The following is a 10,664-nucleotide window of genomic DNA, read 5'->3' as shown; positions in this document are numbered from 1 at the left end:
ATCGTGCATCGTTTGGATCGAGACACGTCCGGACTGTTGGTGGCGGCGAAAACGCCGCGCGGTCGCGACAGCCTGCAGGCGCAAATCCGCGCGCATTCGGCGGGACGAATTTACTACGCGCTGGTGCACGGTAATCCCTCGAACGAACGCGGCATTATCAAATTGGCGCTCGGACGGGACGCGCGCGACCGACTGCGTCAGGCGGTGTTGCCTGACGGACGTGACGCGACGACGCATTTTGCGGTGGTCGAACGCATGCCGCACTACGCGCTGCTGCGTTTGGCGCTCGAAACGGGACGAACGCATCAAATTCGCGTGCATTTATCCTATATCGGGTATCCGATCGTGCAGGACCCGCTCTACGGGCGTAAACGCGATCGCTTCCCGATCGAAGGACAGGCGTTACACGCCGCCGAACTTTCATTTGACCGACCGGCGGACGGCGAACGGATCACCGTGACCGCGCCGTGGCCGGAAGATTTTGCCGCGTGCCTGACGAAGGCCCGGGAGGAAGCGTAATGTGGAAAAATAAAACTTTACTGCTCGATGCCGAAACGATACGGCGTGTCGTGCGACGCATAGGACATGAATGTTTGGAACGCAACCGCGGCTTGGAAGATGCCGTGTTTATCGGTATCGAAACGCGCGGGGAGCCGCTGGCCGAACGTCTGGCGCGCCAAGTCGAAGCCATCGAAGGAGTGAAGGTCGCGGTCTACGCGTTGGACGTGACGGCCTTTCGCGATGATGAAAAAGCCGCGCCGGCGCAAAGCAGCTTGCCGCCGATCGATGTGAACGGCAAACTCGTGCTGCTGGTGGACGACGTGCTCTACACGGGACGAACGGTGCGCAGCGCGCTGAACGCCATCATGGCGATGGGACGCCCGCGCGCCATTCAACTGGCGGTGTTGGTGGATCGCGGTCATCGGGAACTGCCCATTCGAGCGGATTATGTCGGTAAAAATGTGCCGACCGCCGAGCGCGAGGACGTGGCGGTCGAATTGTTGGAAATCGACGGCAACGATCGCGTCTGGTTGCGCGAAAAAGCGGAATAAAAAAGAACCGGCAACGGTTCTTTTTTTGTGGCGTAAATGACCGACTTAACGATAGCCGAGCAGCAGCGCGAGCAGTAATCCCGGCAAGAGGAAGTACGCGTTGTTGCGGATGAAATTCGGCAAAAATGCGGGCGGATACGTTTCCTTTTCGCGCTTGTAGAGGCGGAACACGATGAGGCTCGCGAGACTGGCGACAGGGCTTCCCCACGCGCCGAGATTCACGCCGAGCAAAAGAGAGCGCGGCGGCGCGCCGAACGGTTCGAGTAATATCGCGGTCGGCACATCGCTGATACATTGACTCAAGACGAGCGCGGTGGTAAACGGCAAGCGCGTCAGCAGCGGCACAATATAGGCAGCGAGCCAATCCATGCGGACGGCGTTGCCGGCGATGACAAAAAACGCGCACAGCGTGAGCAGCAGACCGTAATCCACGTGGCGATGCGTGTGCGGGTAGATGAGATAGGTCAAAATAAAGAGCACGCCCGCCGTAGGATACAGAGGCAACACATTGCCGATCGCGAGCAGGGCGACGAGCAACGCGCCGAGATAGAGCGCGATATTGCGTTTGGACTGCGCCGACAACGGTTTGAATTCCTGAATGACAATCGGCGTATGCGGCAAGCGTATGCTGACGCGTCGGTACATGAGAAACGCGGCGAGCAGCGCGAACGGGCCGGTCGTCTTGAGAATTTCCAGCGCGGTCAGTTGGGTCGCGGAAAATAAAAACATATTTTGCGGATTGCCGATCGGCGTCAGCATGCTGCCGCAGTTGGCGGCGAGACCGACGAGCACCGCGACGAACGCGCCGTATTGCATCAGCCCCGCGCCGCGCAAGGTGCGCATCGCGAGCGGTAAAGTGATGAAAATCGCGACATCATTCGTGACGAAAGTCGCCATGGCGAAAGCGAAAAACAGTAGCGCGAGCACCACGTGATGCGTCTTGTCGCCGATCTGCAGCAGACGACGGGCGAGCCAACGGAAAAAATGGTTGCGGCGCAAACCGGCGATGACCATCATCAGGAGCCACATGGATACCAGCGTGCGGCCGTTAAAGTACGACAGGTAGGTTCTGTCGGGCGGCACGATCAGCATCGTCAGAAATGCGATGACGGATGCGATGATGAGCATTTTGTCGTGCGTAAAAGCGGTCCATAATTGTTTCATTGCGCCTCCTCGTTCATCGTCACGGGTCGGCGATAAAAGCGCGCGCCGCCCGCGCGGTATTCCGCGTTGGCGCGGCAAAGCGCGGCCAAGTCGGTGGCGCGCTCATCATACACGAGCCGGTTGACGACTTGCGGCGGCAACGCTTTACGCATTTTGCCGTAGCGGTCGAGAACGGGAAGCGTGACGTTGCGCAATAAGGCCGCTCCGCGCGGCGTGAACGCGAGCGGATAGATCCAAGCCGGTCCGGTCTTGTCGGCATCATTCAAATCCTGTCGGCGCATGTTGAGCAGAACCTGTGCCAGTAATCGGGAAAGCCGCGTCTGCGGATAGCGTTTGGTTTTGACATCGGCCCAAAATTCCGCAAGCGTCGCCGCGCCGCGCGCCGCATACCAGCGATCTTCCAAACCTTCGGAAAATTCGCCGAGTCGGGCAAGTGTCGCGGGCGTCAGCAAACGCAACGCCTGCAGAGCGAGCGTTTCATACCGCTCCGGTTGAGGCACGACGCCCGCCTGCAGGGCCTCCGTGAGATCGTCATACGTATACGCGGGCAGCATATCGCGCGGCACGAGGCCTTCTCGTAATCGCGCGCGCACGGCGCTGCCGGAAACCCCCGCGATATCCGTCGCGTTGTCGGAGCGCTCGCGCAGTAGAGGCAGCAAGCGGAGCGACGGCGCGTAGCGTTCGATCGCGCGCAGGTAGCCGGCGGCTAAAATGTTATTCGGTGTGCGTAAAAGCGGCGCGATATCGGGGTCGGTGGCGGCGAACGCGGCCTCCATGGCGGCGGGATAACTTAATCCCCGCGCCAATGCCGTCTGTAACGCGGTCGGATCCGGACCGTCGGCCAGTTTTTTCAGCGCCGCGAGGTCGGGATTTTCCGCGCCGCACACCAAGGTTGTCACGCCGAGAGCGTGCAGCAGTCGCACGCCGCCCGCCGCGAAATGCTCCGCGCTGCGCAGCGCAAATACCGCGGGCAGTTCCACCACCAAGTCCGCGCCGGCGCGCAGCGCCCAGCGTGCTCGTGTCCACGGATCGGCCACGGCGGGCTCGCCGCGCTGCACGAACGAGCCCGTGAGCGCGATCACGAGCGGCGCCTCGCCGAATGCTTTGCGCACGGTATTGATTTGGGCGACATGCCCCTGATGCAACGGGTTGTATTCGGCGATAATGCCTGCGACTTCGGTAGCGGATGACATGCGAACTCCTTCATGTAAAAAAATAACAGCGGTCCGGCGTTTTGTTTTTTTCGGACGGATGAAACGACGGCGCGCCTTTAGGGCGGCGCGTTTCCTTGCGGTCAGTATACGACGGCGACGAATGCTTGACAAGTTGCGGAGAATTTTTTATACTGAACGAACTGAATAAAAGATACCTTTTCTAAAAAGTAAGTTGACAGAATCGCTTTTGTTTGGTATGATTAATCAGTAATGATCAAGTAGAAGTCATCCGCTTCTCACCCTACACGACGTGCAGTTACTAGGGTTTCCGCAGATGGAACAGGACGGATGGCATCTTGCCGTCCGTTTTTTATTTTGCTTGATTAGGTTTCCAATGCATTTTCAGGAGGTGAAACCCCATTAGCAAAGAATTGCGTATCAACGAACAAATTCGTGCCCGCGAAGTACGGCTGGTCAGCGAGGATAACGAACAGCTGGGCGTCATGTCGCAGCGCGAGGCCTTGGCGATCGCCGAAGAGCACGGCTTGGATTTGGTCGAAGTCGCGCCGCAAGGTCGTCCGCCGGTTTGCCGTCTGATGAATTACGGCAAGTACCGCTACGAACAGCAGAAACGCGAAAAAGAAGCACGCAAGAAGCAGAAAGTCATCACGGTAAAAGAAGTCAAGCTGCGTCCGAATATCGAGGACCACGACTTCTATGTCAAGATGAAAAACGCGATTCGTTTCTTAGAAGACGAAAGCAAAGTCAAAGTCACGATCATGTTCCGCGGCCGTGAACTCAGCCACCCGGAATTGGGTGAACAACTCTTGGTCCGGTTCGCCGATGAACTCAAAGAGCTGGCCGATCAGGAACGCGGCCCGAAACTCGAAGGTCGCAACATGACGATGATGTTAGTACCGAAAAGTAAATGAGGAGGCTTATTATGCCGAAAATTAAAACCAAACGCGCCGCCGCTAAACGTTTCAAGAAAACGGGTACCGGCCAATTCAAACGTTCGAAAGCATACAAAAGTCATATCTTAGAGAAGAAGACGCCGAAACGCCTGCGTCAGTTGCGTAAAGCCGCAATGATCAGCAAAGCGGATCAAAAACGCGTGGAACGTATGTTGCCGAACGGCTAAGACAGGAGGAAATCATTCATGGCACGAGTAAAAAAAGGCGTGACCGCACGCCGTCGTCATAAAAAAATCTTAAAATTAGCGAAAGGCTATCGTGGTGCTCGTAATCGCCAGTTCAAAAAGGCGAACGAATCGGTAATGCACTCGCTGGCGTATGCGCGCCGCGACCGTCGCCGTAAAAAACGCGAATTCCGTCGTCTCTGGATCGCCCGTATTAACGCGGCGGCCCGCCTGAACGGCATGAATTACAGCGCTTTGATCGCCGGCTTGAACAAAGCGGGTGTCACGATCAACCGCAAGATGCTTTCCGACATGGCCATTCAAGATCCGGCCGCGTTCACCAAGCTGACCGAGCTTGCCAAAAACGCGTAAGCAAAAAGCCCTCGCTCGGAGGGCTTTCGCTTTTTCCTCGCGGCGACCGTACGCCCGCTGAAAAAGTGTAGTTGTATCCCCTTGCGAAAGGCGGTCGAGGCCGCCGGCAACGGGGGCGTATCCGTTTGACATGGTATATGAAATGTGGTAAAGTATATAAGCATGTATTGACGGTAAAATCCGATAATTATCACTCGACGCGAACCGTCGCAGTCAGTTGAAATAAGTGAGGTGTCACAATGCGCGACGCGATAACACTGGCTTGCACCGAATGCAAGCAACGCAACTACCAGACGAACAAAAACAAGAAACACACGACGGAACGTCTGGAACTCAACAAGTATTGCAAATTCTGTAAAAAACAAACGTTGCATCGCGAAACCAAATAAGGTTTCGCAAGCGACTCTCGAGGAGCGGAGGAAACGATGGCAAGACAAAACACACAAGTACAGCAGCAAGGCGTAACGTCCTTTTTCCGCGGCGTACGACAGGAAATGAAAAAAGTGGTATGGCCGACGAAGAATGAATTGGTGCGTTACACAATTGTGGTTTTGATCACGGTTGCCTTCATTAGCCTGCTGATCATGGCAGTCGATTTCGTCTTCACGGGATTCTATAAATTGTTCGCCGGTGTTCTTGCCGGAGCGATGTAAGGAGGCAATATGGCGTCCGACATCAAATGGTATGTGATTCATACCTATTCCGGATATGAAAACAAGGTCAAAACGAACTTGGAGTTAAAAGTTCAATCCTTGGGCATGACGGATACGATCCGTCAGATCCTGGTACCGATGCAGGAAGAAGTCGATATCAAGGACGGCAATAAGAAAATTGTCCAGCGCAAAGTCTTTCCGGGCTATGTGCTGGTGGAAATGGAAGTCAATGACCGCAGCTGGTATGTCGTGCGCAACACGCCCGGAGTCACGGGTTTTGTCGGCACGGCGACCAAGCCGATTCCGCTGAGCGACGAAGAAGTCGCCCGCATTTTACACGGTCAGGAAGAGCAAGCGGCGCCGGTAGCGAAGTTGACCGTCAAGGTCGGCGATAAAATTCGCATTACCCAGGGCGCTTTTACGGATCAGATGGCGAACGTCACGGAAATTCTTCCGGACAAAGGCCGGATCCGCGTGCTGCTGAACATGTTCGGCGGCGCTACCCCGGTAGAGTTGGATGCGACCCAATTTGAGGCCGCGCCTGATATACACTCTAAATGACGCGCGCATGCGCGGGTGGGAGAGCGTAAGCTCGTTGGCACCACATCTTACGCATAAGGAGGTGTAAGACATGGCAAAGAAAGTATCGAAATTCGTCAAACTGCAGGTCGAAGCAGGTAAGGCTACTCCGGCACCGCCGGTAGGCCCGGCCCTCGGTCAGGCAGGTGTGAACATTATGGCGTTCGTACAGGAATTTAACGCCCGTACCGCCAAACAGCAAGGTCTGATTATTCCGGTAGAAATTACCGTATACGAAGACCGTTCGTTCACGTTCGTCACCAAAACGCCGCCGGCCGCTGTTTTATTGAAAAAAGCAGCCGGTTTGGAAAAAGCGTCCGGTGAGCCGAATAAAAACAAAGTCGGCAAAGTAACGAAACAGCAAGTTCGCGAAATCGCGGAAATGAAGATGCCCGACCTCAACGCCAACGACGTGGAAGCGGCGATGATGATGGTCGAAGGCACAGCCCGCAGCATGGGTATTACGGTAGAAGAGTAAGCGGTTCTTACGAACCTTATTAGGAGGAAACATGGCTAAACTGACAAAACGCAGTAAACAGGCCTCCGCTCTCGTCGACCGCGATACGCAGTACGGGTTGGACGAAGCGGTGTCGCTGGTCAAACAGACGGCAACGGCTAAATTTGATGAAACAATCGAACTCGCATTCAATTTGAATGTCGATCCGAAATATGCGGATCAGCAGATCCGCGGCGCAATGGTATTGCCGCACGGCACCGGTAAATCGAAACGCGTTCTCGTGTTTGCGAAAGGTGCGAAAGTGCAGGAAGCGGAAGATGCCGGCGCGGACTTTGTAGGCGGCGAAGAACTCGTTGCCAAAATCCAGGGCGGCTGGCTCGACTTTGATGTCGTTGTCGCTACTCCGGACATGATGGCCATTGTCGGCCGTTTGGGTAAAGTGTTGGGTCCGAAAGGTCTCATGCCGAACCCGAAAGTCGGTACTGTCACCATGGACGTCGCCAAAGCGGTCCAGGAAGTCAAAGCGGGTAAAGTCGAATACCGCACCGATAAAGCGGGCAACATCCAGCTGTCGGTCGGCAAAGCGTCTTTCAGCGAAGACCAATTGCGTGACAACATTCGCTCGATCTTCGATCGCATCGCGAAAGCGCGTCCGGCGTCGATCAAAGGACAGTATATGAAATCCGTCACTTTGAGCTCGACCATGGGACCGGGTGTGACTTTGGATCCGACCAAAGTGGATGCACCGAAGGAAGACTGATCTTACTATTTACACTTAGCTTAAGACCGGTGGTTGTATATATAATGGACGCTGTCCGCCACCCGAGGCTGAGTACCGAAGCCGCGAAGCTTCGGTGCGCGACCTCGTCACAAGCGAGGTCGTTTTTTCTTAGCTAACGTGCTAAATATAAAAAATCTTTCACAAAAGGAGGTGTCACCATTGGCAGGAACACCGCAAAAAAAGCAAGTCATTGATGAAATGCGCGGGAAATTGGAAAGCGCGAAAGGCGCCGTTTTGGTCGAATATGTCGGCTTGAACGTAGCGACCGCCAACCAATTACGTCGCAAATTCTTGGAACACGGCGTTCACTATCAGGTTATTAAAAATACCTTGACCGCGATTGCGGCCAACGACCTGGGCTTGGGAGAATTCGCCGATCAATTGACCGGTCCGAACGCGATTGCGATCTCGGAATCCGACGCGGTTGCGCCGGCGAAAGCACTCAAAGAATTTATCGACGAAACAAAGAGCGAAGCGATCACCGTGAAAGCGGGTCTGCTCGAAGGCGCGGTCATCGGTGTCGACGAAGTGCAGCATCTGGCTGACTTGCCGAGCCGTGAAGTGCTCTTGGCCAAAGTGGTCGGCAGCATGCAGGCGCCGATTACCGGCTTTGTACGTTGCCTGCAGGGCAACATTACCAACCTCGTGTATGTACTCGAGGCGATTCGTAAACAAAAAGAAAGCGCTTAATTAGCGGATTCATTTAAGGAGGAATTATAATGACTAAAGAAGAACTTATGCAAGCCATTGAAGAGATGTCGGTTCTCGAACTCGCCGATCTCGTAAAAGCTATGGAAGAAAAATTCGGTGTTTCGGCAGCGGCTCCGGTAGCGGTAGCGGCAGCAGGCCCGGCAGCAGCCGGCGCGGCGGCGGAAGAAAAATCCGAATTCGACGTTGTACTCGCTGAAGTCGGCGCGTCCAAACTGAAAGTTATTAAAGTCGTTCGCGAAGCGACCGGCTTGGGCCTGAAAGAAGCGAAAGCTCTCGTTGACGGCGCTCCGGGCAACGTCAAAGAAGGCGTTTCCAAAGAAGACGCGGAAGCTTTGAAAGCACAGCTCGAAGAAGTTGGCGCAAAAGTCGAATTGAAATAATCGACCTGCTAAAAAACGTCCCTGCGGGGACGTTTTTTTATTGCGCTAAATGCGGTTGAGTATGATACAATGAACGCGTACAGAAAGGGAATCGCAATGACCAAATATAACCCGCAGAGACCGCCGCGGACAAATCCCGCCCAAGCGCCGCTTTCAAACCAACCGCCGGTGAGACGCCGTAAGCCGTCACCATGGTGGAAAAATATAAAATATATAGTCTTCGGTATACTCATTCTCCTCCTTGCCGTCTTTTTCGTCGAAAGGTATTTGAAATACTGGGATTTGGATCAGGAAATGACTCGCGTCGAACAACAGCAGCAGCAGTTGGAGGCCGAGCAGCGTGCGCTGGAAGCGGAAAAAGCGAAATATAACGATCCAAAGGCGGTGGAGAAGGAAGCGCGGGAACAACTCGGTTTGGTAAAACCCAACGAAGTCCCCTATATCCGCTAACATTGCATGCAAACGGATTATTTCGTATAATAAAGATACTTATTCAGTTGTTATCTAAGGAGGATATTATCAACGCATGAGCGTAACAGTCGGAAGCATAGTTGAAGGAGTTGTCACGGGCTTGGCGAAGTTCGGGGCATTTGTCGAACTGCCGGACAAAAAGGTAGGATTGGTGCATATTTCAGAGGTGGCGCATGAGTACGTCAGCGACATCAATGAGTATTTAACGGTAGATCAGAAAGTCACAGTCAAAGTCGTTTCGATGGACGCCAACGGCAAAATCGCTCTTTCGATGAAGCAGGCTCAGCCGCGACCGCAGACGACGAGCGGGCCGGCACCGCGCCGTAATGACGCGGGTCATGCGCCCTATGCCGATCGGCGACCGCCCGCGGCGAGACGCGGCGGCAACCGTCGTTCCCAAGGACCGACCTCGTTTGAAGACAAACTCAGCCGGTTCCTGAAAGACAGCGATGAACGCCTGAGTGATTTGAAGCGTAACACCGAATCCAAACGCGGCGGACGCGGCGCGCGACGGTCCGATTAACGGTTAATAACCGGGCATCCTGCAAAGGGTGCTTTTTTTATAGGAGGCAACTATGAAACAGGCGGTACTGGATATCGGCACGAATTCGGTACGTTTACTGGTCGCGGAAACAGTGGAAGATCAGACGACCACATTGCGAAAAGATATTCGGGCGACGCGGCTCGGCGACGGCTTGGCGGCGGGCAGCCCGCTTAATGAGGCGGCGAAAAATCGCACCTTGGCGGGTATTCGGGAACTTGTTGACGAAGCGCGCGAAGCGGGCGTCGAACGGTGGACCGTTGTCGGTACGAATGCGCTGCGTGAGGCGAGCGACGGCGAAGCGTTCGCGCGGCAAGTGACCCGGATCATCGGGGCGCCGGTACGTATTATCAGCGGCGTTGACGAAGCGCGCTACGGTTACCTGGGCGCGGTCACGACGAATAGTCTGGTGACGGCGGTCGTCGATATCGGCGGCGGCAGCACGGAAATCGGCGTCGGCTTCGGCGGCGAACTCGGGGCGGCCGTCAGCATGCCGCTGGGAGCGGTGCGCGGTACACGCGAGTTTGATATGATGACGCCGCGCGGAATCGCCGAATTGAAAAAATATTGCTTTGCCGTATTGAAAGAAGAAACGACCGAAGTGCAAGGCGTGAAAAGCTGGATCGGCGTCGGCGGCACGATGACGAGTATCGTCTCGATGTTGTTGGAGCTCGAACCTTATGATGCCGAAAAAGTGCAGGGTTACGTGCTCGCGTATGAGGATTTGCACGCGTTGCGCGAACGCTTGACCGGCATGTCGTACGAAGAACGCACGAAGCTGCCCGGTTTGGCGCGCGAGCGGGCGGATATTATCGTAGCGGGCGCGGTCGTCGCGGAAAGTTTACTGGAATATTTTGCGCTGCCGGAAATTACCGTAAGCGATCGGGATTTACTGGAAGGAATCTATCGGGAGGCTTATCTCTTGTGACGGATTTTGTCGCGAAAGTCAATGCTTTCGTGCGGGAACAGGCGCTGTTTGCGCCGGGCGATGCCGTCTTGATCGGTTGCAGCGGCGGACCGGATTCGCTGGCCCTCGCGCTTTATCTTTCGGCGGCGCAAGAAGAGTTTCACATCACCGCGGGACTGGCGTATGTGCATCACCATTTACGAGAGGCGGCGGATGCGGAAGTCGAATTCGTGCGCGCCTTGGCGCGGAACTTGAAACTGCCCTTTTACCGTTTGGACGCGGACGTGCCGCGGGCGGTGCGAAC

At 55.2% G+C, this 10,664-nt stretch carries 18 protein-coding genes; 16 read left to right on the top strand and 2 right to left on the bottom strand.

Annotation, left to right across the window (positions count from 1 at the left end):
- Both KH813_RS04600 and pyrR read left to right on the top strand, forming a co-directional pair.
- On the top strand, window positions 1-519 hold a 519-nt coding region (locus KH813_RS04600; RefSeq protein ID WP_303993814.1), incomplete at its 5' end, for an RluA family pseudouridine synthase.
- Entirely contained in the window at window positions 519-1,052 is a 534-nt protein-coding gene (pyrR, locus tag KH813_RS04595; protein ID WP_303993811.1) for a bifunctional pyr operon transcriptional regulator/uracil phosphoribosyltransferase PyrR, read from the top strand. The genes KH813_RS04600 and pyrR, both read left to right, overlap by 1 nt.
- A 45-nt stretch (window positions 1,053-1,097) precedes the next feature.
- Here the strand turns inward: pyrR and KH813_RS04590 are convergent, their stop codons facing one another.
- Together KH813_RS04590 and KH813_RS04585 are read right to left on the bottom strand one after the other, a co-directional pair.
- Window positions 1,098-2,216 (bottom strand): SLC13 family permease, encoded by a 1,119-nt coding sequence (locus KH813_RS04590; RefSeq protein ID WP_303993809.1) that lies wholly within the window; start codon window positions 2,214-2,216, stop codon window positions 1,098-1,100.
- A complete protein-coding gene (locus KH813_RS04585; protein WP_303993808.1) occupies window positions 2,213-3,409 on the bottom strand; it encodes a nucleotidyltransferase family protein in 1,197 nt (398 codons plus the stop codon). Before KH813_RS04585 ends, KH813_RS04590 begins: the two co-directional genes overlap by 4 nt.
- A 392-nt stretch (window positions 3,410-3,801) precedes the next feature.
- Between KH813_RS04585 and infC the strand changes: the two genes are divergently transcribed.
- From infC to KH813_RS04515, 14 genes are all read left to right on the top strand, one after another.
- Window positions 3,802-4,302, top strand: coding sequence for a translation initiation factor IF-3 (infC, locus tag KH813_RS04580; protein WP_303993806.1), 501 nt, complete (start codon window positions 3,802-3,804; stop codon window positions 4,300-4,302).
- Window positions 4,303-4,313: 11 nt separating this feature from the next.
- Entirely contained in the window at window positions 4,314-4,511 is a 198-nt protein-coding gene (gene rpmI, locus KH813_RS04575) for a 50S ribosomal protein L35 (protein ID WP_303993804.1), read from the top strand.
- A gap of 18 nt (window positions 4,512-4,529) precedes the next feature.
- Window positions 4,530-4,880, top strand: coding sequence for a 50S ribosomal protein L20 (gene rplT, locus KH813_RS04570; RefSeq protein ID WP_303993801.1), 351 nt, complete (start codon window positions 4,530-4,532; stop codon window positions 4,878-4,880).
- Between the two features lie 239 nt (window positions 4,881-5,119).
- Complete coding sequence (rpmG, locus tag KH813_RS04565; RefSeq protein ID WP_303993799.1) at window positions 5,120-5,269, top strand: 50S ribosomal protein L33; 150 nt, start codon at window positions 5,120-5,122, stop codon at window positions 5,267-5,269.
- Window positions 5,270-5,305: 36 nt separating this feature from the next.
- Window positions 5,306-5,533 carry a preprotein translocase subunit SecE gene (gene secE / locus KH813_RS04560; RefSeq protein WP_075939455.1) on the top strand — a complete coding sequence of 76 codons (228 nt, stop codon included), beginning with the start codon at window positions 5,306-5,308 and terminating at the stop codon, window positions 5,531-5,533.
- Window positions 5,534-5,542: 9 nt separating this feature from the next.
- A complete protein-coding gene (nusG, locus tag KH813_RS04555; RefSeq protein WP_303993795.1) occupies window positions 5,543-6,094 on the top strand; it encodes a transcription termination/antitermination protein NusG in 552 nt (183 codons plus the stop codon).
- Window positions 6,095-6,164: 70 nt separating this feature from the next.
- Complete coding sequence (rplK, locus tag KH813_RS04550) at window positions 6,165-6,590, top strand: 50S ribosomal protein L11 (RefSeq protein ID WP_075939457.1); 426 nt, start codon at window positions 6,165-6,167, stop codon at window positions 6,588-6,590.
- Window positions 6,591-6,621: 31 nt separating this feature from the next.
- Window positions 6,622-7,329, top strand: a complete 708-nt coding sequence (rplA, locus tag KH813_RS04545; protein WP_303993792.1) for a 50S ribosomal protein L1 — start codon at window positions 6,622-6,624, stop codon at window positions 7,327-7,329.
- Window positions 7,330-7,509: 180 nt separating this feature from the next.
- Window positions 7,510-8,040, top strand: coding sequence for a 50S ribosomal protein L10 (rplJ, locus tag KH813_RS04540; RefSeq protein ID WP_303993791.1), 531 nt, complete (start codon window positions 7,510-7,512; stop codon window positions 8,038-8,040).
- Between the two features lie 29 nt (window positions 8,041-8,069).
- Window positions 8,070-8,441 (top strand): 50S ribosomal protein L7/L12, encoded by a 372-nt coding sequence (gene rplL, locus KH813_RS04535; protein ID WP_303993789.1) that lies wholly within the window; start codon window positions 8,070-8,072, stop codon window positions 8,439-8,441.
- 96 nt (window positions 8,442-8,537) lie between these two features.
- Window positions 8,538-8,891 (top strand): septum formation initiator family protein, encoded by a 354-nt coding sequence (locus tag KH813_RS04530; protein ID WP_303993786.1) that lies wholly within the window; start codon window positions 8,538-8,540, stop codon window positions 8,889-8,891.
- A gap of 76 nt (window positions 8,892-8,967) precedes the next feature.
- A complete protein-coding gene (locus tag KH813_RS04525) occupies window positions 8,968-9,435 on the top strand; it encodes a S1 domain-containing RNA-binding protein (protein WP_303993783.1) in 468 nt (155 codons plus the stop codon).
- 52 nt (window positions 9,436-9,487) lie between these two features.
- A complete protein-coding gene (locus tag KH813_RS04520; RefSeq protein ID WP_303993780.1) occupies window positions 9,488-10,381 on the top strand; it encodes a Ppx/GppA phosphatase family protein in 894 nt (297 codons plus the stop codon).
- On the top strand, window positions 10,378-10,664 hold a 287-nt coding region (locus tag KH813_RS04515), incomplete at its 3' end, for an ATP-binding protein (RefSeq protein ID WP_303993777.1). The genes KH813_RS04520 and KH813_RS04515, both read left to right, overlap by 4 nt.

It is taken from the genome of Negativicoccus succinicivorans (assembly GCF_018373335.1).
In the GTDB taxonomy this organism is placed as follows: domain Bacteria; phylum Bacillota; class Negativicutes; order Veillonellales; family Negativicoccaceae; genus Negativicoccus; species Negativicoccus succinicivorans_A.
The sequence above is the reverse complement of the archived record's forward strand: the minus strand, read 5'-3'. Positions and strand labels throughout refer to the sequence as shown.

Bases quoted from the DNA above. Each gene is read 5' to 3' on its own strand.
- pyrR (WP_303993811.1), top strand. From the start codon at position 519: ATGTGGAAAAATAAAACTTTACTGCTCGATGCCGAAACGATACGGCGT.
- KH813_RS04590 (WP_303993809.1), bottom strand. From the start codon at position 2,216: ATGAAACAATTATGGACCGCTTTTACGCACGACAAAATGCTCATCATC.
- KH813_RS04585 (WP_303993808.1), bottom strand. From the start codon at position 3,409: ATGTCATCCGCTACCGAAGTCGCAGGCATTATCGCCGAATACAACCCG.
- rpmI (WP_303993804.1), top strand. From the start codon at position 4,314: ATGCCGAAAATTAAAACCAAACGCGCCGCCGCTAAACGTTTCAAGAAA.
- rplT (WP_303993801.1), top strand. From the start codon at position 4,530: ATGGCACGAGTAAAAAAAGGCGTGACCGCACGCCGTCGTCATAAAAAA.
- rpmG (WP_303993799.1), top strand. From the start codon at position 5,120: ATGCGCGACGCGATAACACTGGCTTGCACCGAATGCAAGCAACGCAAC.
- secE (WP_075939455.1), top strand. From the start codon at position 5,306: ATGGCAAGACAAAACACACAAGTACAGCAGCAAGGCGTAACGTCCTTT.
- nusG (WP_303993795.1), top strand. From the start codon at position 5,543: ATGGCGTCCGACATCAAATGGTATGTGATTCATACCTATTCCGGATAT.
- rplK (WP_075939457.1), top strand. From the start codon at position 6,165: ATGGCAAAGAAAGTATCGAAATTCGTCAAACTGCAGGTCGAAGCAGGT.
- rplA (WP_303993792.1), top strand. From the start codon at position 6,622: ATGGCTAAACTGACAAAACGCAGTAAACAGGCCTCCGCTCTCGTCGAC.
- rplL (WP_303993789.1), top strand. From the start codon at position 8,070: ATGACTAAAGAAGAACTTATGCAAGCCATTGAAGAGATGTCGGTTCTC.
- KH813_RS04530 (WP_303993786.1), top strand. From the start codon at position 8,538: ATGACCAAATATAACCCGCAGAGACCGCCGCGGACAAATCCCGCCCAA.
- KH813_RS04525 (WP_303993783.1), top strand. From the start codon at position 8,968: ATGAGCGTAACAGTCGGAAGCATAGTTGAAGGAGTTGTCACGGGCTTG.
- KH813_RS04520 (WP_303993780.1), top strand. From the start codon at position 9,488: ATGAAACAGGCGGTACTGGATATCGGCACGAATTCGGTACGTTTACTG.